The following is a 21,037-nucleotide window of genomic DNA, read 5'->3' as shown; positions in this document are numbered from 1 at the left end:
ATATCCCCTGTGGGAGCGAGCCTGCTCGCGATAGCGGTGAGACAGGCAACATTCATGTCGACTGACACTCAGCCATCGCGAGCAGGCTCGCTCCCACATGGGTTCAGTGAGCAGCTACCCGTTTTAGTACACCCAACCGACTAATCCACACCGCTGCCAGAATCACCGCCCCCCCCAGGAACAACCGCCCCAGCTCTTCATGCTGGTTCCAGATCAGCAAGTTGATCAGCAGTCCCACCGGCACGTGCAGGTTGTTCATCACCGCCAGTGTCCCGCCATTGACCAGACATGCGCCCTTGTTCCACCAGTACAAGCCCAACGCGGTGGACACCAGTCCGAGGAACACCAGAACGCCCCATTGCAGCGGTGCTTCTGGCAGGAAGTTCTGTTTGCCGAACAGCAGAAACGCCGGCAGGGCCACGGCCAGCGCGCCGAGGTAGAAGTAACCGAAGCGCCGATAATGCGGCAGGTCGCTCGGATGGCGCGCCACCAGATGTTTGTACAGCACCTGGCCTGCGGCGTAGGTGAAGTTGGCCAGTTGCAGCAGCAGGAACCCCATGAAGAAGTCCGGGTTGATCCGGTCATAACGGATCACTGCCGCACCGAGCACCGCAACCAATGCCGCCACCAGCGCCCAGGGATTGAAGCGGCGGTTCAGCGCATCTTCGATCAGGGTTACGTGCAACGGCGTGAGAATGGTGAACAGCAAGACTTCCGGCACGGTCAGCACCCGGAAGCTCAGGTACAGGCAGACGTAGGTCACACCGAACTGCAACGCGCCGATCAACAGCATCCCGCGCATGAACGCCGGCTCCACCTGACGCCAGCGGGTCAATGGAATGAACACCAGCCCCGCCAGCAACACCCGCACCAGCACCGCGAAATAGCTGTCGACATGCCCGGCCAGGTACTCGCCGATCAAGCTGAAGGAAAACGCCTGAATCAGCGTGACAAAAAGTAGATAACCCATGCTCGCCTCGTTTCGAATGGCGGCGACGATAGCGGGTTTTGCTATTCACTGCGAATAATCAGGCAGCACACAAATCCACTGTGGGAGCGAGCCTGCTCGCGATGACGGTATGTCAGCCGATATCGATGGTGAATGTGATCCCCCCATCGCGAGCAGGCTCGCTCCCACAGGTTCGTGCCCGGCCACAAAATCGCAGGCAAAAAAAAGCCCGATCTCGCTAAAGCGTTCAATCGGGCTAGAGCACTCATGAGCAACAAGTGCAAAGGGAGGTTCGATGCGCGAACCGGCTTGAAGGGGTGTACGAGCGCTACTTAACCATCAGGTGATTATCTGGCGATTAACGGCTCAGGCGACCTGGGCCAGTTTGGCGTTGGCATGGTTCAGACCCTTTTCATGGAAGTCACCGCCCAGGTTCATGCCTTCGGCGTGAATAAAGGTGACGTCGTGGATGCCGATGAACGCCATGACCTGACGCAGGTACGGTTCCTGGTGATCGGAGGTGCTACCGGCGTAGATGCCACCGCGAGCGGTCAACACATAAGCACGCTTGCCGCTGAGCAGACCTTGCGGGCCGGTTTCGGTGTACTTGAAGGTCACACCGGCACGCAGCACGTGGTCGAGCCAGGCTTTGAGGGTGCTGGGGATCGCGAAGTTGTACATCGGTGCGGCCATGACCAAGACGTCGGCAGCCAGCAATTCATCGGTCAACTGGTTGGAGCGCTCCAGCGACGACTGTTCGGTTTCGTTGCGTTGCTCGGCAGGTTTCATCCAGCCGCCCAGCAGATTGGCATCCAGGTGCGGAACCGGATGGGTCGCCAGGTCACGAACGGTGATCTGGTCGGCCGGGTGTGCGGCTTTCCATTGACTGATGAAGGTTTGGGTCAGTTGACGCGATACCGAGTCTTGCTGGCGGGCACTGCTTTCGATGATCAGAACGCGGGACATGGGATGTAGCCTCCATCGGTGAATGCTGTAAGTCGATGGAGTGGAGATTAAACAGTGTTGTATCGATGAAAAAGCACAAATAACTGCTATAAACCATCAATAAATTCGTTTATAAGCGGAGCGTATCTGCTCCGCCTGTGCAACAGCCCTTATTTGGGTTTGCAGGTCAGGGTGATGTACAGCTTGATGATTTCGCGGTTGAACCTGGCTGAAAGGTCGGCGCTTTTACCGGCCTCCAGGCTCACGCGGCGAGTACGCGGTGATTCCGGGCCATTGCGAAATGCCACCGTGCATTCGGCAGCTTTACCGCTGTAGTTGTTCAGCGTAATGGCACCCATGTCGCGAGCGGTGTCATGGGTGGCGTAGTCGATTTTCAGGCCGTTGAGTTCTTTTTGTACATCGATGGGGTAGGCAAACGCAGTCAGCGGCAGCATCGCCAGCACCACACAACAGATTTTTTTCATTCGGCAGCCTCCAATGGAAGCTGCCAGCTTAGGACAAGAGGAGCTCATCATGAAAGCGCCCCGCGTGACCCTTGATCAATGGCGCACATTGCAAGCTGTGGTCGACCACGGTGGTTTCGCCCAGGCCGCCGAAGCGCTGCACCGTTCGCAGTCGTCCGTCAGCTATACCGTAGCGCGCATGCAGGACCAGCTCGGTGTGCCGCTGTTGCGCATCGACGGCCGTAAGGCGGTGCTGACCGAAGCCGGCGGCGTGCTGCTGCGCCGCTCCCGGCAACTGGTCAAACAGGCCAGTCAGCTTGAGGATCTGGCACACCACATGGAGCAAGGCTGGGAAGCGGAAGTACGGCTGGTGGTCGACGCCGCATATCCGAACGCGCGACTGGTTCGCGCCTTGAGTGCGTTCATGCCGCAAAGTCGCGGCTGCCGGGTACGTCTGCGTGAAGAGGTACTGTCCGGGGTCGAGGAAGTGCTGCTCGAAGGCGTGGCGGACCTGGCCATCAGTGGCTTCAACATTCCCGGTTACCTGGGCGCGGAGTTGAGTGACGTCGAGTTCGTTGCCGTCGCCCACCCCGAACATGCCTTGCATCGCCTCAATCGTGAACTGAGTTTCCACGACCTCGAAAGCCAGTTGCAGGTGGTAATTCGCGACTCCGGTCGCCAGCAACCGCGCGATGTCGGCTGGCTGGGTGCCGAACAGCGCTGGACCGTCGGCAGCCTGGCCACCGCTGCCAGTTTCGTCAGCAGCGGCCTGGGTTTTGCCTGGCTGCCACGGCACATGATCGAACGAGAACTCAAGGAAGGCCTGCTCAAGGTGCTACCGTTGGATCAGGGTGGCAGTCGCCATCCGACCTTCTTTCTGTATTCAAACAAGGACAAACCCCTGGGGCCGGCCACGCAGATTCTCGTCGAGTTGCTGCGCACCTTTGATACCGCGCCGCTGGATGCGCCGTTCGCGGCCCCTGAACAAGCCTGACAAGGAGTTGCACCATGGCCTATTTCGAACATGAAGGTTGCACCTTGCACTACGAGGAATATGGCCACGGCACACCCCTGCTGCTGGTTCACGGGCTGGGCTCGAGTACGCTGGACTGGGAAAAACAGATCCCGGAGCTCTCGACCCGTTACCGGGTGATCGTCCCGGATGTACGCGGCCACGGTCGCTCCGACAAACCCCGCGAGCACTACAGCATTGCCGGCTTCAGCGCCGACCTGGTCGCACTGATCGAACACCTGAAGCTCGGCCCGGCGCATCTGGTCGGGTTGTCGATGGGCGGGATGATCGGTTTTCAGCTGGCGGTGGACCAACCATCGCTGCTTAAAAGCCTGTGCATCGTCAACAGTGCCCCCGAGGTCAAAGTCCGCACGGCGGATGATTACTGGCAGTTGTTCAAGCGCTGGAGCCTGATGCACCTCCTCAGTATGCGCACCATCGGCACGGCCCTGGGCGGCAAGCTGTTTCCCAAACCCGAACAGGCGGAGTTGCGGCATAAAATGGCCGAACGCTGGGCAAAAAACGACAAACGTGCTTATCTCGCCAGCTTCAATGCCATTGTTGGTTGGGGAGTTCAGGAACGACTGGCGAAAGTCACCTGTCCAACCCTGATCATCAGCGCCGACCGTGACTACACGCCGGTAGCGCTGAAAGAAGCCTATGTAAAACTGCTGCCCGATGCGCAGTTGGTGGTGATCGAAGATTCACGCCACGCAACGCCATTGGACCAGCCACACCGTTTCAACCAAACCCTGCTTGAATTTCTAACCGCAGTCGACACCACTACCCAGGATCACTGACCCATGCTGAAAAAAATCGCCCTCGTCACAGGCGCAGTACTGTTCGCCGCCAACCTGATGGCCGCAGACGCTGCCAAGGCTCCGCACGTCTTGCTCGACACCACCAACGGCCAGATCGAAATCGAACTGGACCCGGTCAAGGCACCGATCAGCACCAAGAACTTTCTCGCCTATGTCGACAGCGGCTTCTACACCAACACCATTTTCCACCGTGTGATTCCGGGGTTCATGGTCCAGGGCGGCGGTTTCACCCCGCAGATGGCACAAAAAGACACCAAGGCACCGATCAAGAACGAAGCCAGCAACGGCCTGCATAACGTGCGTGGCACCCTGTCGATGGCACGCACCTCCGATCCGGATTCGGCCACCAGCCAGTTCTTCATCAACGTCAAGGACAACGACTTCCTCGACCCGGGCCGCGATGCCGGTTACGCAGTGTTCGCCAAAGTCGTAAAAGGCATGGACGTCGTCGACATCATCGTCAACTCGCCCACCACCACCAAACAAGGCATGCAGAATGTGCCCATCGACCCGGTGCTGATCAAGTCGGCCAAGCGCATCGACTAAACTGCATAAGGCGTCCTGAGCGGCGGCGGTGTATCACCGCGCCGCTCGCATCGAAAAAAAGGAGAGCCCGTACGCGGGCGTTTATCTGATGCTCTATCGTCGTTTCGAAAAACTGATCGACATTTTCCGTGACGCCCCGACGGCAGCCCCGCCGAGCCGGGTTCTCCCCTTCTATACCTATTATTTGCGTCAGGTCTGGCCGAGTTTTGCCGCGCTGTTGGTCGTCGGTTTGATCGGCGCGCTGATCGAAGTGGCGTTGTTCAGTTACCTGAGTCGAATCATCGATTTGGCCCAAGGCACGCCAAATACGGACTTCTTCAAAATCCACGGCGTAGAGCTGGCCTGGATGGCGGTGGTCGCACTTTTTCTACGACCGATATTCGTCGGCTTGCATGACCTGCTGGTGCATCAAACCCTGAGCCCCGGCATGACCAGCATGATTCGCTGGCAAAACCACAGTTACGTGCTCAAACAGAGCCTGAATTTTTTCCAGAACGATTTCGCCGGACGCATCGCCCAACGGATCATGCAGACCGGCAACTCCCTGCGCGACTCGGCGGTGCAAGCCGTCGATGCGTTATGGCATGTGCTGATCTACGCGATCAGCTCGCTGGTGCTGTTCGCCGAAGCCGACTGGCGCCTGATGATCCCGCTGCTGACGTGGATTGCCTGCTACATCGGCGCACTGTGCTACTTCGTGCCACGGGTCAAGGAACGTTCGGTGGTGTCCTCCGATGCGCGCTCCAAACTCATGGGCCGAATCGTCGACGGCTACACCAACATCACCACGCTGAAGCTCTTCGCCCACACCAACTTCGAACAGCAATACGCCCGTGAAGCCATCGCAGAACAAACTGAAAAATCCCAACTGGCCGGCCGCGTCGTCACCAGCATGGACGTGGTCATCACCAGCATGAACGGCCTGCTGATCGTCGGCACCACGAGCCTTGCGCTGTGGCTGTGGACCCAGTCGCTGATTTCGGTGGGTGCCATTGCCCTGGCCACCGGCCTGGTGATCCGCATCGTCAACATGTCGGGCTGGATCATGTGGGTGGTCAACGGCATCTTCGAAAACATCGGGATGGTCCAGGACGGCCTGCAAACCATCGCCCAACCGATCAGCGTCACCGACCGCGAACCGGCACCGCGCCTGGAAGTGGCCCGTGGTGAAGTGCGTTTCGAACACGTGACGTTTCACTATGGCAAGAAAAGCGGAATCATCGACGACCTCAACCTGAGCATCAAACCCGGTGAAAAAATCGGTTTGATCGGCCCTTCAGGCGCGGGCAAATCGACCCTAGTCAATCTGCTGCTGCGTCTCTACGACCTGCAGAGCGGGCAGATCCTGGTCGATGGGCAGAACATCGCCAGCGTGGCTCAGGAAAGCCTGCGCGAGCGGATCGGCATGATCACTCAGGACACCTCGCTGTTGCACCGTTCGATCCGTGACAATCTGCTTTACGGCAAACCCGACGCCACCGACGAAGAACTCTGGGAAGCAGTCCGCAAGGCCCGCGCCGACGAGTTCATCCCGCTGCTATCGGATGCTGAAGGCCGCACCGGTTTCGATGCTCATGTCGGTGAACGTGGGGTGAAACTCTCTGGCGGCCAGCGCCAACGGATCGCCATCGCCCGCGTGCTGCTCAAGGACGCGCCGATCCTGATCATGGACGAAGCGACCTCGGCGCTGGACTCGGAAGTCGAAGCGGCGATTCAGGAAAGCCTGGAAACCCTGATGCAGGGCAAGACCGTGATCGCCATCGCTCACCGGCTTTCGACCATCGCGCGAATGGATCGCCTGGTGGTGCTGGAAAAAGGCCACATCGCCGAAACCGGCAGCCATGCCGAACTGCTGGCCCATGGCGGGTTGTATGCGCGGCTGTGGCAGCACCAGACCGGTGGGTTTGTCGGCATCGATTGAGAAATGCTGCATGACCTGCGTAGGAGCTGCCGCAGGCTGCGATCTTGATGATCGTTCCCACGCTCTGCGTGGGAATGCAGCCCGTGACGCTCCGCGTCACTGGACGCGGAGAGTCCCTTGAGGCGTTCCCACGCAGAGCGTAGGAACGATCTGAGTAGAACCGCCCCCCTCTAACCTCAGTCTTGTCTGTAGGGCAAGGCGCTCTTCGCCTCTTCTGCATACCCCATGATGCCCACGCGTTCGCGCTCAAGAAAATCCTTCACCGCCGACTTCAATCCCGGGTGACGCAAGTAGTGCCAGGAATGGGTGATCACCGGTTCAAAACCACGAATCAATTTGTGCTCGCCTTGTGCGCCGGCATCGAAACGCTGAAAACCGTTAGCGATTGCGTAGTCCATGCCTTGATAGAAACAGGTCTCGAAGTGCAGGCGATCGAACTCCGCCAGGCAGCCCCAATAACGTCCATAAAAGCTATCGCCACCGACCAGGCTGAAGGCCATGGCCACCGGCCGTGATCCTTGTTTGGCCAGGACCACCCGGATAGCTTCGGGCATACGTTCGGCCAACAGGCTGAAAAACTCCCGCGTCAGGTACGGCGACTGCCGACGCACCGCATAGGTGTTGGCGTAGCAGGCGTAGACAAAATCCCACAGTGCCTGGTCGAGTTGATGCCCCTCAAGCCATTCAAACTCGATGCCCTGCCCCGCCACTTGTTCACGTTCCTTGCGCATCTGTTTGCGCTTGCGTGAGCTCAGTGCATCAAGGAAATCCTGAAAATCCCGATAACCGCGATTCTGCCAGTGGTACTGGCAACCGATGCGTTGCAACCAGCCCGGATGCTCGGCCAATGCCGCATCGGTGAAGGCGTCGGTAAAGTTGATATGGGCGCTGGAGAGCCCTTCAATTTCCAGATAACCCGGCACGCTGTTCAGCAGTTCGAAACCATCCTGTACATTCGCCGCCAACAACCGTGGCCCGCTGACCGGGCTGAACGGCACAGCCGTCAACAGTTTGGGGTAGTAATCGATCCCGGCGCGTTCGCACGCATCGGCCCAGGCATGGTCGAACACATATTCGCCGTAGGAATGCCATTTGCGGTAACTCGGCAATGCCGCAAGCAGCCGACCGTCTTCGATGTGCAGCAGATGCTCAGGCTGCCAGCCAGACTGCGGCCCCAGGCTGCCACTGTCTTCCAGCGCCCCGAGAAAAGCGTGACGCAGAAACGGCTGAGTCTCGGGCACCAGCGCGTCCCACTCTTGAGGCGCGATGGCGGACAGACTGTCCAAAACGTGTAATGGCATCCTGTTCCCCAGCGGTTGTTGCCTAACGACCCGCCGAGTATCGCCCATCTCCGGCCCTGCCGAAATAAAAAACCCGCCGAAGCGGGGTCAAAACGAAGTCTGAGAGAGGTGTGAGCTGAAATTACTGTTTACCCTTTTGACGCTCGGCGGCCAGGCGTTCGGCGAGTTCGTCCACACCAGGAACCGGTTTTTCGGGCATGACGCGCAAGGTCGCCTGCATCAGGCGCATCTGCCGAATGAATCGCCGGCAATTAGGACAAAACATCAAATGGTGACGCATCATCAGCCGCTCACGAAAGCTCAACTGGCCATCGAGATAATCGCTGGACCGCGCTACTTGCTCCTTACAGGTCAACATTCGCCGGTTTCCTCAAAATGCTCCACGGTTGCAAACACCTTCAACCGTGCGCGGTGCAGCAGCACACGAACATTGGAGAGCGAGATCTCCAGAAGATTACAAATCTCCTCCAGCTCCAGGCCCTGGCGCTCACGCAACAGCAACACGCTGCTTTGCAGTTCCGACAGGCTGAGCAAGGTGTGTTCCAGGCATTCACGCAGTTCGTTTTCGGTGAGCAGCGCTTCCGGGGTGTCTTGATGCCAGCTGAACGGCGCCACCAGCCAGTGGCCATCGGCGGCAGAGAAACGATCATCGTCGATGGTGCCGTGGGGTGACGGCAGGTCATCGAGCAAAACTTCCCGGCGGTTTTGTTTGTATCGACCTTTGGCCGCGTTGGCGGTGATGGTCAACAGCCAGGTCTTGAGGCTGGAACGCCCCTCGAACCTGTTCAGATTGCGCACCACCGACAGCCAGGCATCCTGCACCACTTCGTCGGCATGCCGGTTACCGACGATGGCATAAGCCACCGCCCGCATGGCGCTCTGGTAGGTGCTGACCAACTCCTTGAAAGCCTGCTGCTCGCCCGCCAACAGGCGTTCGAGCAGTTGCGTGTCGTCAGTCATCAATACTGATTCCTGTGGCGAGGGGGCTTGCCCCCGCTGGAGCGCGAAGCGGTCCCAATGCTGGAAACCGAGTGGTGTCAGATGTAATGGGTGAGCTGAGTTTACGACTGCTTCGCAGCCGAGCGGGGCGGTGCGGCGTTCCGGCAAGCCCCCTCGCCACAGAGTGGGTGCATGACTCAGGCTTGTCACTACCCTTCACAACTCAGCGCTTGCGCAGAATCACGCTGCCAATCGAATAACCGGCACCAAACGAGCTGAGTACCGCCAGCGAACCGGCTGGCAAATCGTCCTGGTTCTTGTGAAAGGCAATCACGGAACCGGCAGAGCTGGTGTTGGCATACGTGTCGAGAATCACTGGGGCTTCTTCTTCGGTGGCTTCGCGGCCGAGCAGCTTCTTGACGATCAGGTGGTTCATGCTGAGGTTGGCCTGGTGCAGCCAGAAACGCTTCACGTCACCGATGTTCAGCTTGTTCTCGTCCAGGTGAGTCGCGATCAGTTCCGCGACCATCGGGCAGACGTCGCGGAACACCTTGCGACCTTCCTGGACGAACAGTTTGTCACGGGCACCGATGCCCTCTTCCGCCGCGCGGTTGAGGAAGCCGAAGTTGTTGCGAATGTTGTTGGAGAACTTGGTCAGCAGTTTGGTGCTGACGATGTCGAACTGATGCTTGGACGTGGCCAGGTCGGCACGTTCAATGATTACCGCAGTGGCGGCGTCGCCGAAGATGAAGTGGCTGTCGCGGTCGCGGAAGTTCAGGTGACCGGTGCAGACTTCCGGGTTGACCATCAGGATCGCCCGGGCCTGGCCCAGCTGTACGCTGTTGGTGGCGGCCTGAATGCCGAACGTCGCCGAGGAACAGGCCACGTTCATGTCAAAACCGAAACCTTCGATACCCAGCGCTTCCTGGACTTCGATGGCAATGGCCGGATAGGCGCGTTGCAGGTTGGAGCAGGCAACGATCACCCCGTCGATGTCCGCCGCCGTCTTGCCGGCGCGTTGCAGGGCTTGCTCGGCAGCGCCAATCGCCATCTGGCAAAGCACCGACCATTCGTCATTGGAACGCTCAGGCAAACGAGGTGCCATGCGCTTTGGATCGAGAATGCCGTCCTTATCCATGACAAAGCGGCTTTTGATCCCCGAGGCTTTTTCGATAAAGGCGGCGCTGGATTCGGTCAGTGCCTGCACTTCGCCACGTTCGATGGCGTCAGCGTTGTCAGCATTGAACTGAGCGACGTAAGTATTGAAAGACTGCACCAGCTCTTCGTTGGAGATGCTGTTGGCCGGGGTGTACAGGCCGGTGCCGCTGATGACGACATTATGCATGGTCGTTTCTCTAATCTGTTCAGGCAGAAAGTATTGGCACCGACGTACCAACACATAAAGGGTTTATCCCGTCGAAGGGCATCAACCTGGCATCTCTTGATTCCGATCCGCCCGACTGCAAAGGCTCAAATCTGCGGGGGAGGTGTTTATAACGGCGAAGTTTGCCATAAACATTGGCGTTTGGCCCCTGTCGCAAAAACAATGGCAGACCTGTGGGAGTGAGCCTGCTCGCGAAAGCGGTGTGTCAGTCAACATTAATGCTGAGTTTTCTGGCCCCTTCGCGAGCAGGCTCGCTCCCACAGGGTTTACGGTTCGACTTGAGCCCATTGCTTGCTCAAACGCTTGTCGGAGATCGGCACCTTGGTCCCCAATTGCTGGGCGAACAGCGAAACCCGGTATTCCTCCAGCCACCAGCGATAGAGCTCAAGTTGCGGATCGCGCTTGCCTTCCTGCGCGTGCTTGTTGGCGCGGGTCTGGTATTGAGCCCAGAGACCGGACAACTCGCCACTCCAGACCCGGTCTTTCTGCACCTGAGCCCCCAACTTTTCGAAGCGCTGCTCGACAGCTTTCAAGTAACGCGGCAGTTCCTTGAGCCACTGCATCGGGGTTTCACGGACAAAGCCCGGATACACCAAGTGACTGAGCTGCTGTTTGATGTCGTTCAGAGCGACCGCTTGCGCCAGGTCGATCTTGCCCTTGAAACGTTTCTGCAAACCGTGCCAGAGCTTGAGCGTTTCCAGCGTCAGTTTCGCCAGACGCTCGGCATGCTCCGTCCACGCACCGCGCTTGCGCTCGGCCAGCGAGGCCAGACCAGCGCCGTCACGCGGCAAACTCGCTTCGCCGTCGAGAATGCAGCTATCGAGGCTCGCCAGCAGGATGTCTTCCACCAGACTGTCGATACGCCCCAGCTCGCGGTACATCAGGCCCAGCTCGGTGAGCCCCGGCAGCTTGCCGCGCAAGAACTTCGCCGGCTCGGCCAGTTGCTGCATGAGCAACCGCTGCAACGCCCGACGATGCTGGAACTCGGCCTCGGCCGGAGTCGAGAAACGCCCTTCCTTAACGGTGCCCGCCTCTTCCACCAGCGCCGGGTAGACCGTCATCGACAGCCCGGCGATCTTCTGCTGGGTTTTCTCGGCCACTGCGGCGAAGACCTTGGCCTCCACCGGCTGTTGGCTTTTTGCCGTCTGCGGTACAGCCAAAGCCGCCTGGCTGGCCTCGGCGAAACGTGCGGTCAGCTCAGGCAGATCACGGCCTTCACCGAGGAACTTGCCCTGGCCATCGACGATTTCCAGGTTCATCCGCAGATGACTTTCAACCTGCTGCTGCGCTTGCGCCCAGGCCTCATCGCTGACCCGCGCACCGGTCATGCGCAACAGTTCACGGCCCAGCGCAAGCGGCAGCGAACCTTCAGCGAAAGTGATGCGCTGCAACGCCGCTTTGACAAAGTCCGGCACCGGCACGAAGTTCTTGCGCAAAGCCTTGGGCAGGTTTCGCACCAGGGCAATGCACTTGGCTTCGATCACACCCGGCACCAGCCACTCCAGGCGTTCCGGCGGCAGCGCCGGCAACAGCGGCGCCGGTACGCGCAAGGTCACGCCGTCACGAGGATGGTTGGGCTCGAAGTGGTAACTCAACGGCAGGGTCAGATCGCCCAGGCGCAGGGTGTCCGGGTAATGCGCGGCGGTGACTTCACTGGCTTCGCGGGCCAGCACGTCTTCTTCGCGCATGATCAGCAACTGCGGGTCTTTCTGGCTGTTGATCCGATACCAGCTGTCGAAGGTCGCGGTCTGATGGATCTCTGCCGGCAAGCGCGCGTCATAGAAGGCAAACAGGGTTTCCTCGTCCGCCAGAATGTCGCGACGACGGGCCTTGGCCTCCAGTTCGTCGAGCTGTTCCAACAATTGCTCATTGGCAGACAGACACTTGGCTTTCGACTGAATCTCGCCCCGAACCAGCGCTTCGCGGATAAACAGCTCACGCGAGGTGACAGGATCGATCGGCCCGTAATGCACCGGCCGGCGACCGACCACGATCAACCCGAACAAGGTGATTTGCTCGTAGGCCACGACCTGTCCGCGCTTCTTCTCCCAATGCGGTTCGAAGTGGTTCTTCTTGATCAGGTGCCCGGCCAGCGGCTCGATCCAGTCCGGCTCGATCTTCGCCACCATGCGCGCATAAAGCTTGGTGGTTTCCACCAGCTCAGCGGTCATCAACCATTGCGGGCGCTTCTTGCCCAGGCCCGATGACGGGTGAATCCAGAAGCGCCGCTGACGCGCACCGAGGTAATCGCCGTCCTCGGTTTTCTGGCCGATCTGGCTGAGCAAACCGGACAGCACGGCTTTGTGCAGTTTCGGGTAATCCGCCGGCTCTTTGTTCAGGCTCAACTGCATGTCGCGGCAGATCAGGCTCAACTGACGATGGGAGTCGCGCCACTCGCGCAGGCGCAGGTAATTCAGGAAATTCTTGCGGCACCAATTGCGCAGCGGGCTGGCAGTCAGGGCCTGGCGCTGCTCTTCAAAGCCACGCCACAGGTTGACCAGTCCGGCGAAGTCCGAGTCCACGTCTTTCCATTGTGCATGGGCCTGATCGGCGGCCTGTTGACGCTCCGGCGGACGCTCGCGCGGGTCCTGGATCGACATCGCGCTGGCGACGATCAGCACTTCCTGCAAACTGCCGAGTTTCGCCGCTTCGAGCAACATCCGGCCCATGCGCGGGTCCACCGGCAAACGCGCCAGTTGCCGGCCGAGCGGCGTCAGCTGACTGTTGCGGTCGACGGCGGAGAGTTCTTGCAGCAGGTTGAAACCGTCGCTGATGGCCTTGCCATCCGGCGGCTCGATAAACGGGAAATCGGTGATTTCACCGAGGCGCAGATGGAGCATCTGCAAAATCACCGCCGCGAGGTTGGTACGGAGGATTTCCGGGTCGGTAAATTCCGGCCGACCGATGAAATCTTCTTCGCTGTACAGACGGATGCAAATGCCCGGCTCGACCCGTCCGCAACGGCCTTTACGCTGGTTGGCGCTGGCCTGGGAAATCGCCTCGATCGGCAGGCGCTGGACCTTGGCCCGGTAGCTGTAGCGGCTGATGCGCGCCGTACCGCTGTCGATCACGTAACGAATGCCCGGCACGGTCAACGAGGTTTCCGCGACGTTGGTCGCCAGCACCACGCGACGGCCCGGATGAGACTGGAAAATCCGCTGCTGCTCGGCCGGCGACAGCCGTGCGTACAGCGGCAGAATTTCGGTGTGTTTGAGCTGGGCCTTGCGCAGCATGTCCGCTGCGTCACGAATCTCGCGCTCGCCGGGCAGGAACACCAATACGTCGCCGGGACTGCGGCGTTCGCTGCGTTCGAATGCGGCAATTTCATCAAGGGTGGCGAGGATCGCCTGATCCACAGTCAGGTCATCTTCGACCCGGTTGCCCTCTTCGTCCTGCTCCAGCGTCAACGGCCGATACCAGGTGTCCACCGGGAAGGTGCGACCCGAGACTTCGACAATCGGCGCATCGTCGAAGTGCTTGGAGAAACGCTCAAGATCGATGGTCGCCGAGGTGATGATGACTTTCAGGTCCGGGCGGCGCGGCAGCAGGGTTTTCAGGTAACCGAGCAGGAAGTCGATGTTCAGACTGCGTTCGTGGGCTTCGTCGACGATGATCGTGTCGTAGCGTTCGAGGTAGCGGTCGTTCTGGGTTTCCGCCAGCAGGATGCCGTCAGTCATCAGTTTGATCAGGGTGTTGGAATCGCTCTGATCCTCGAACCGCACCTGATAGCCGACCAAGGCACCGAGTGGTGTTGCCAGTTCTTCGGCGACCCGGCTCGCGACGCTGCGCGCAGCAATTCGACGCGGCTGGGTGTGACCGATCAGGCCGTGCTGGCCGCGACCGATTTCCAGGCAGATCTTCGGCAGCTGGGTGGTTTTACCCGAGCCGGTTTCGCCGGCGATGATCAGCACCTGATGCTTGAGCAGCGCTTCCTTGATTTCGTCGCGCTTGGCGGCGATCGGCAGGCTGTCGTCGTAACGAATCAGCGGCAGGCTGGCACGTCGCGCTAACACCTGGTCGCAGGACGCTTGCATGCGCGTCACCCACAAGGCCAGCTTGGCCTCGTCGGGTTTCTTGCGCAGCTCGAGCAACTGCCGCCGCAGCCGGTGACGGTCGGCAAGCATGGCGTGGTCGAGGTTTTTCAGCAGTTTGTCGATTGAAGGCGATTCGTCAGTCATCAGGTACGCAAAGGTCGTCTAGTGGCGCAGGGGGCGGATTGTCGCAGATTTGGTATGGGTTGCGGGTGCCTGATGTGATCGTGTGATCGTTCCCATGCTCCGCGTGGGAACGCCTCAATGGACGCTCTGCGTCCGCTCTTGGGACGCGGAGCGCCCCGGGCTGCATTCCCACGCAGAGCGTGGGAACGATCAGCGTGGTGCATGGGAACGATCTGATCGGGCTACTCGTTGTCGAGCCCTTTACGCCGATACGGGAACACATCGATCACCTTGCCGGCGCGAATCGCCGCTTGCAGGCCTTTCCAGTAATCGGCGTTGTACAGCTCGCCATGCAGTTGATCGAACAACCGTCGCTGCGCGGAGTCGGCGAACAGGAACGGTGGGAACTCCTCGGGAAACACGTCCAGCGGCCCGATCGAATACCAGGGTTCGGAGGCCATTTCGTCTTCCGGTGTGCGCGGTTGCGGGATGTGGCGGAAGTTGGCTTCGGTGAGAAAACAGATCTCGTCGTAGTCATAAAACACCACGCGCCCGTGTCGGGTGACGCCGAAGTTCTTCAGCAGCATGTCGCCGGGAAAAATGTTCGCCGCCGCCAGCTGCTTGATCGCCAGACCGTAATCTTCCAGCGCTTCGCGCACCTGAGCGTCGTTGGCGTTTTCCAGGTAAAGGTTCAACGGGGTCATGCGCCGCTCGGTCCAGCAGTGGCGGATCAGCACGGTGTCGCCTTCCACCTGGACCGTCGACGCGGCGACTTCCAGCAGCTCGGCCAGACATGCCGGATCAAACTTGCTCAACGGAAAACGGAAGTCGGCGAACTCCTGGGTATCGGCCATGCGCCCGACCCGGTCGACGCTTTTCACCAAGCGGTACTTCTCGATCACCGTGGCGCGGTCGACGTTTTTCGACGGCGAGAAACGGTCCTTGATGATTTTGAATACGGTGTTGAACCCCGGCAGGGTAAACACGCTCATGACCATGCCGCGCACGCCCGGGGCCATGATGAACTGGTCGTCAGTGTTGGCCAGGTGGTTGATCAGCGCCCGATAGAACTCCGACTTACCGTGTTTGTAGAAACCGATCGAGGTGTACAGCTCGGCGATGTGCTTGCCCGGCAGGATGCGCTTGAGGAAACCGATGAACTCCGCCGGCACCGGCACATCGACCATGAAGTACGAGCGAGTGAACGAGAAGATGATCGACACGTCGGCTTCATCAGTGATCAACGCGTCGATCTGAATCCCCCGGCCTTCGCGGTGCAGAAACGGAATCACCAGCGGCCATTGCTCGTCCGTGGTGTAGATGCGTCCCACCAGGTAGGCGCCCTTGTTGCGGTAGAGCACCGAGGAAAACAGCTCGACGCTCAGTTCCGGGTCCTTGCAGACCCAATCCGGCAAATTCTCGCGCAGTTGCGCTTCGAGCCGGCGCAGGTCGCGGTCGAGGTCGCCGTAGTCTTCGCTGAAGCGGTAATCGGCAAAAATGCTCGCGAGCATGCCGGACAGCTGACCATGCGGCTTATAGATCCGGGTCTGCGCGGCCCGGGCCCGATGCAAGCTGGGCCGGGTGGTGTGGATGAACATGCAGCCATCGCTGATCAGGTCATGACTGAACAGCCCGCAGAAAATCGAGTTGTACCAGGTCTCGGACAATTCATCGTCGAAACGCAGGTCGATCAGGCTGATGTAGGCGCTTTTGACCAGCGGCCAGCAGCTGACATCCATCAGCACCTCAGCCTCGAAGGCGGCATGCAGGCGCCCTACCACTTCGCTGACCTTGGCTTCGTAGAGGTTGATCCGCGCCGCCGACGCGATCTGCGTTTCCTGCCACTGCGCACGTTCGAAGCGCGCCCTGGCGCCGTCGGTGATCTGGCGGAAATGCTCGCGGTAATCGTCGAAGCCGTCGAGGATCATCTGGGCGATTTCGGCGGCGGGCCATGGCTGCGGCATGTGAAGACCTCTGCGGGATGGTTCTTATCGTTGGGGCTGAGCTTAGAGGTCAATTGTTGCGCAACGCAACCATTGCCTTGGCACCCTGCGGCAGCGACACTTGCGCCCTGATAAAGGAAGGAACGAGCCGTGAACCCCGTCGATATTCTGCGTATGTTGTCACTTGCTGCCATTTGGGGGGCGAGCTTTCTGTTCATGCGCATCATTGCCCCAGTGATTGGCACAATCCCCACTGCTTTTTTCCGCGTATCGATCGCCGCCACCGGGTTGCTGGTGATTCTGGCGCTGATGCGGGTCAGCTGGGATTTCCGTGGCAAGTTCAAAACCGTGCTGCTACTCGGGGTGATCAACTCCGGTCTTCCAGCGACCCTGTACTCGGTGGCCGCTCAAGTGCTGCCGGCCGGCTACTCGGCAATTTTCAACGCCACCACCCCGCTGATGGGCGTGTTGATCGGCGGCCTGTTCTTCAGCGAAAGACTCACCCTCTCGAAGATTGCCGGGGTGGCCCTCGGGTTGTTTGGCGTCGCCATCCTGACCCGCGCCGGTCCGGTGGCCTTCGACATGGAATTGCTGATGGGCGCCCTCGCCTGCCTGCTGGCAACCACCTGCTACGGTTTCGCCGGGTTCCTGGCGCGACGCTGGCTCGACCATCAAGGCGGCCTCGACAGCCGCCTCTCGGCATTGGGCAGCATGCTCGGGGCAACGCTGTTTGTGTTGCCGTTGTTCGGCTACAGCGTCATCACTCAGCCGCCCGTTAGCTGGGGTGGCTGGAACGTCTGGTTGTCGCTGCTGGGCTTGGGCCTGGGCTGCACGGCATTCGCCTACATCCTGTATTTCCGTTTGCTCAGCTCCATCGGCCCGGTCAAATCGATGACCGTGACCTTCATGATCCCGCCGTTCGGCGTGTTGTGGGGCGCGTTGTTTCTCGATGAACCACTGTCGATGGCGCATCTGTATGGCGGGATGTTGATTGCAGGGGCGTTGTGGCTGGTGTTGAAGCCTGCGGCAGTCCCGAAGGCTTCAATGGTCAGCGATTAACGGCTTTTACGGAACACAAACACCAATCCGACGATGATCAACAGCATGCCGAGCATGCTCAACATCGCCAGTCGGTTGCCGAAAATCAGGTAGTCCATCACCGCCGTCACCGCCGGCACCAGGTAGAACAAACTGGTGACATTCACCAGATTGCCTCGGGCGATCAGGCGATAGAGCAGCAAGGTCGCCAGCAGCGATACCACCAGGCCCATCCACAACACGGGCACGATGAAACCCGTGCTGTGCTCGAAGTGGAATGGCTGGAACGGCACGAAAATTCCGCACAGCAACAGCCCCGCCAGGTATTGCACCGGCAGTGTGCCGAGGGGATTTTCGGTGATGCGCTTCTGCATGATCGAGCCTGCGGTCATGCTCACCAGCGCCAGCAAGCCAAAGAGCATCCCGGCCAGCGACATTCCAGCCAGGCCGATGCCCTGATAGACCACCATGATCAACCCCGTCAGCCCGAGCATCAGGCCGAACATCCGGCTCCAGGAACGTTGACGTTCAATCAGCACCACGGTGAGGATCGGTTGAACCCCCATGATCGTGGCCATGACCCCGGGCGTGACCTTCAGGTCCAGCGCCAGCAGATAGAAAATCTGATAGGCGCCCAGCAATATCAGGCCGGTGGCTGCGGCGTACAGCATCGGTTTGCCGCGCCGGGGCAGTTTGAGCTTGAGCAGCGGGATCAACAGCACCAGCCCGCAGAGGGCAATGGCAAAGCGGATCAACAGAAAGGCAAAGGGTGAGGCGTGAGCCAGCCCCCATTTGGAGAAAATCGCCCCGCTACTCCAGAGCAGAACGAACAGGCTCGTAGAAGCCGCCGCGAGCGCGGTTTTTTTTGAAATGAGCAACATGAAAACCACCTGTCATCAGGCAAGAAGCCAACTCAGCCGAAGCTGAAATTCAGTCGTTGTATTCAGGCGGGCACAGGGAACAGCAGAAACTGCCGATCAGCCCGAGAAGCCAACACCCGGCGGTGAAACCACCGCGCACACTGGCGTGCGACTGACAGGAGGGGGGTAGTGACTGATCTGCGCAGGCTGCACATTCCCGCACGGCACGACGCCAGCGTTGACCGCTGAATCGACTACCGCGTTGATGAGGGATGCAGGCATGAGCTGATCTTTTTTGAGGGAGAAATCGCTGGGTTGGAAACGCAACGAGCGCTGACTATAACCAGCGCTCGATATTTTTTGCAATGACTTAGCCAAACAACCAGTAACCCAGCGCCGTCAGCACCACAACCGCCAATACCGGGCGCAGGATGCGGTACAGCTTCGGATTACGGCGCTTCCACTTTTTGACCACTGCGCTGAATTTGTCGCTGGAGGTCTTGCTCCAGGCGTAGACCTTGTTGATCCCGCCGACGCGCTCATCATCGAGGTTTTGCGGCGCCGTGGCACGGCCCAGCAGGCCACTGACGCAACGGTTGATACGCGTCATCAAGCGGTTGCTCAGCGGTCGTTCGATGTCACAGAACAGAATGACCCGGGTTGTTTCGGTTTCGTTCTTGACCCAGTGCACGTAGGTTTCATCGAACATCACGTCTTCGCCATCGCGCCAGGCGTAGACCTGACCGTCGACAAAAATGCGGCAGTCGTCGGAGTTTGGTGTCGACAAGCCCAAGTGATAGCGCAGGGAACCGGCAAACGGGTCGCGGTGCGGATTAAGGTGGCTACCGCCCGGCAACAGGGCAAACATCGCACCTTTCACGTTGGGAATGCGGCTGACCAGCTCGACGGTTTTCGGGCACAGCAATTCGGCCGACGGCAGCGGTTTGTCGTACCACTTGAGGTAGAAACGCTTCCAGCCCTTCTTGAAGAACGAACCGAAACCGGCGTCGTTATTCTTCTCGGCGGCGCGAATGTAGCCTTCGTCGAACAGGTGCATGGCCTCGTCACGAATGACTTCCCAGTTTTCCTTGAGCACATCCAGTTCCGGGAACTTGCTGCGGTCCAGATACGGTTTGGACGGCACTCCCGAGAACAGGTACATCAAGGCGTTATAAGGAGCGAACAGCGCCGAATGGTTGACGAACTGACGCAAGACCGGCAAACGCGCCTTGCCGCGCAAATGCACGTAGAGCGTGCTGCCAATGAACAACAGCAACAGCGACGCCTTTGCGGCAAAGGAAAAGGTCATGGGGCAACTCCTTGAAAAAAGGTCTCTCTGCGCATTGTCATTAACCCGACATGGCAGCCGGCCATGATAAACACTACCGGCCTTGGGAAAAACCCACATAACTGAACAATCAGTGTTAAAGGTTGCGCAATAAAGCACTTATTAACATAAGGCACCTGAACCTTGACTGATCAAGGTCAAAGGATCGCAGGCTTCGCCAGCTCCTACATTGGGTAGGTCATTCGGCGTAGGAGCTGGCGCAGCCTGCGATCTTTTGAGCGTTACTGCTGCAACTCCTGTTCGGTGAACAAATCGCTGAACAACATGCTCGACAGATAACGCTCGCCGGAGTCCGGCAGGATCACCACGATAGTCTTGCCTTGCATTTCCGGGGTTTCAGCCAGACGCACGGCAACCGCCATGGCCGCGCCGCAGGAAATCCCGGAGAGAATCCCCTCCTCCTGCATCAGACGCAGGGCCATGGTCTTGGATTCTTCATCGCTGACCAGCTCGACCCGGTCAACCATCGACAGATCAAGGTTTTTCGGTACAAAACCAGCGCCGATGCCCTGAATCTTGTGCGGGCTTGGCTTGATTTCCTCACCGGCCATGGCCTGGGTGATCACTGGCGAGACCAGAGGTTCTACCGCCACCGACAGAATCGGCTTGCCCTGGGTGTTCTTGATATACCGCGAAACACCGGTGAGGGTCCCGCCGGTGCCGACACCCGAGACCAGCACGTCGATCGCGCCGTCGGTGTCGTTCCAGATTTCCGGACCGGTGGTTTTTTCGTGGATCGCCGGGTTGGCCGGGTTCTCGAACTGCTGCGGCATGAAGTAGCGGGCCGGATCACTGGCCAGAATCTCGGCAGCCTTTTCGATGGCGCCCTTCATGCCTTTGGCAGGCTCGGTCAGTACCAGTTCGGCGCCCAGGGCCTTGAGCACCTTGCGGCGCTCGATGCTCATCGATGCCGGCATGGTCAGCACCAGCTTGTAGCCGCGAGCCGCCGCGACGAACGCCAGACCGATGCCGGTGTTGCCCGAGGTCGGTTCGATAATGGTCATGCCTGGCTTGAGTTTGCCGCTGCTTTCGGCATCCCAGATCATGTTCGCGCCGATCCGGCATTTGACTGAATAGCCTGGATTACGTCCTTCAATCTTCGCCAGAATGGTCACGCCACGAGGCGCAATACGGTTGATCTGAACCAATGGCGTATTGCCGATGGAATGCGCGTTATCAGCAAAAATGCGGCTCATGGCTGGGTCCTTATGCAGCGTTGGAGAAGCCTTCAAGGGTATGCCTCGCACTCTTGGGCGTCCAGTCGCGGAACGGGCGGTACTCACACGTTGCCGACCGTCAAGCTGACCAAGTCATCATGTGACGCACCATTCAGAGACTGAATAAGCCGTCTGCGTTCACAGTCGACCGGGCACCGCGTTATAGTCGGGCATACTTTTATTTCGCCCGCC

General features: G+C 59.4%; 18 protein-coding genes. 5 read left to right on the top strand and 13 right to left on the bottom strand.

Annotation, left to right across the window (positions count from 1 at the left end; genetic code table 11):
- Nucleotides 1-103: 103 nt before the first annotated feature.
- The 3 genes from BK658_RS10450 to BK658_RS10435 all read right to left on the bottom strand — a co-directional run bounded on the left by BK658_RS10450 (nt 104) and on the right by BK658_RS10435 (nt 2,379).
- Nucleotides 104-970 carry a carboxylate/amino acid/amine transporter gene (locus tag BK658_RS10450; protein WP_123582244.1) on the bottom strand — a complete coding sequence of 289 codons (867 nt, stop codon included), beginning with the start codon at nt 968-970 and terminating at the stop codon, nt 104-106.
- A 345-nt stretch (nt 971-1,315) separates the two neighbouring features.
- Complete coding sequence (locus tag BK658_RS10440) at nt 1,316-1,915, bottom strand: FMN-dependent NADH-azoreductase (protein ID WP_123582242.1); 600 nt, start codon at nt 1,913-1,915, stop codon at nt 1,316-1,318.
- A gap of 149 nt (nt 1,916-2,064) precedes the next feature.
- On the bottom strand, nt 2,065-2,379 hold the full coding sequence (locus tag BK658_RS10435) for a 3-phosphoglycerate kinase (protein ID WP_123582241.1): 315 nt from the start codon (nt 2,377-2,379) through the stop codon (nt 2,065-2,067).
- 49 nt (nt 2,380-2,428) lie between these two features.
- On the opposite strand from BK658_RS10435, the gene BK658_RS10430 reads away from it, so the two are divergent.
- The 4 genes from BK658_RS10430 (at nt 2,429) to BK658_RS10415 (ending at nt 6,658) form a co-directional block, all read left to right on the top strand.
- Nucleotides 2,429-3,352, top strand: a complete 924-nt coding sequence (locus BK658_RS10430; RefSeq protein ID WP_123582240.1) for a PA3225 family LysR-type transcriptional regulator — start codon at nt 2,429-2,431, stop codon at nt 3,350-3,352.
- Nucleotides 3,353-3,366: 14 nt separating this feature from the next.
- The gene (locus BK658_RS10425) at nt 3,367-4,170 is read left to right on the top strand and encodes an alpha/beta fold hydrolase (protein WP_123582239.1); all 804 of its coding nucleotides are present in this window, start codon (nt 3,367-3,369) and stop codon (nt 4,168-4,170) included.
- A gap of 3 nt (nt 4,171-4,173) precedes the next feature.
- A complete protein-coding gene (locus BK658_RS10420; RefSeq protein ID WP_019692464.1) occupies nt 4,174-4,737 on the top strand; it encodes a peptidylprolyl isomerase A in 564 nt (187 codons plus the stop codon).
- Nucleotides 4,738-4,825: 88 nt separating this feature from the next.
- Complete coding sequence (locus tag BK658_RS10415) at nt 4,826-6,658, top strand: ABC transporter ATP-binding protein (RefSeq protein WP_123582252.1); 1,833 nt, start codon at nt 4,826-4,828, stop codon at nt 6,656-6,658.
- Between the two features lie 176 nt (nt 6,659-6,834).
- Here the strand turns inward: BK658_RS10415 and BK658_RS10410 are convergent, their stop codons facing one another.
- The 6 genes from BK658_RS10410 to aceK form a co-directional block, all read right to left on the bottom strand.
- The gene (locus BK658_RS10410; protein ID WP_123582238.1) at nt 6,835-7,959 is read right to left on the bottom strand and encodes a GNAT family N-acetyltransferase; all 1,125 of its coding nucleotides are present in this window, start codon (nt 7,957-7,959) and stop codon (nt 6,835-6,837) included.
- A gap of 121 nt (nt 7,960-8,080) precedes the next feature.
- A complete protein-coding gene (locus tag BK658_RS10405; protein WP_123582237.1) occupies nt 8,081-8,317 on the bottom strand; it encodes an anti-sigma factor family protein in 237 nt (78 codons plus the stop codon).
- The gene (locus tag BK658_RS10400) at nt 8,311-8,919 is read right to left on the bottom strand and encodes an RNA polymerase sigma factor (RefSeq protein WP_123582236.1); all 609 of its coding nucleotides are present in this window, start codon (nt 8,917-8,919) and stop codon (nt 8,311-8,313) included. The genes BK658_RS10405 and BK658_RS10400 overlap by 7 nt, the downstream gene beginning before the upstream one ends.
- A 202-nt stretch (nt 8,920-9,121) precedes the next feature.
- A complete protein-coding gene (locus BK658_RS10395) occupies nt 9,122-10,243 on the bottom strand; it encodes a beta-ketoacyl-ACP synthase III (RefSeq protein WP_123582235.1) in 1,122 nt (373 codons plus the stop codon).
- Between the two features lie 305 nt (nt 10,244-10,548).
- Complete coding sequence (gene hrpA, locus BK658_RS10385) at nt 10,549-14,460, bottom strand: ATP-dependent RNA helicase HrpA (protein ID WP_123582233.1); 3,912 nt, start codon at nt 14,458-14,460, stop codon at nt 10,549-10,551.
- 221 nt (nt 14,461-14,681) lie between these two features.
- Nucleotides 14,682-16,403 (bottom strand): bifunctional isocitrate dehydrogenase kinase/phosphatase, encoded by a 1,722-nt coding sequence (gene aceK / locus BK658_RS10380; protein ID WP_123582232.1) that lies wholly within the window; start codon nt 16,401-16,403, stop codon nt 14,682-14,684.
- A 129-nt stretch (nt 16,404-16,532) separates the two neighbouring features.
- Between aceK and BK658_RS10375 the strand changes: the two genes are divergently transcribed.
- The gene (locus BK658_RS10375; RefSeq protein ID WP_123582231.1) at nt 16,533-17,441 is read left to right on the top strand and encodes a DMT family transporter; all 909 of its coding nucleotides are present in this window, start codon (nt 16,533-16,535) and stop codon (nt 17,439-17,441) included.
- Here BK658_RS10375 and BK658_RS10370 read toward each other — a convergent pair.
- The 4 genes from BK658_RS10370 to cysK all read right to left on the bottom strand — a co-directional run bounded on the left by BK658_RS10370 (nt 17,438) and on the right by cysK (nt 20,824).
- Complete coding sequence (locus tag BK658_RS10370) at nt 17,438-18,301, bottom strand: DMT family transporter (RefSeq protein ID WP_123582230.1); 864 nt, start codon at nt 18,299-18,301, stop codon at nt 17,438-17,440. The genes BK658_RS10375 and BK658_RS10370 overlap by 4 nt on opposite strands.
- A gap of 96 nt (nt 18,302-18,397) precedes the next feature.
- The gene (locus BK658_RS29960; RefSeq protein ID WP_167360482.1) at nt 18,398-18,562 is read right to left on the bottom strand and encodes a hypothetical protein; all 165 of its coding nucleotides are present in this window, start codon (nt 18,560-18,562) and stop codon (nt 18,398-18,400) included.
- 88 nt (nt 18,563-18,650) lie between these two features.
- Nucleotides 18,651-19,589: an aspartyl/asparaginyl beta-hydroxylase domain-containing protein gene (locus tag BK658_RS10365; protein ID WP_123582229.1), complete on the bottom strand. Its 939-nt coding sequence runs from the start codon at nt 19,587-19,589 to the stop codon at nt 18,651-18,653.
- A gap of 260 nt (nt 19,590-19,849) precedes the next feature.
- Entirely contained in the window at nt 19,850-20,824 is a 975-nt protein-coding gene (cysK, locus tag BK658_RS10360) for a cysteine synthase A (RefSeq protein ID WP_123582228.1), read from the bottom strand.
- Nucleotides 20,825-21,037: the final 213 nt, after the last annotated feature.

This window comes from Pseudomonas brassicacearum, from assembly GCF_003732175.1.
Taxonomy (GTDB): Bacteria; Pseudomonadota; Gammaproteobacteria; order Pseudomonadales; family Pseudomonadaceae; genus Aquipseudomonas; species Aquipseudomonas brassicacearum_G.
This window is presented reverse-complemented; position numbering and strand designations above follow the sequence as displayed.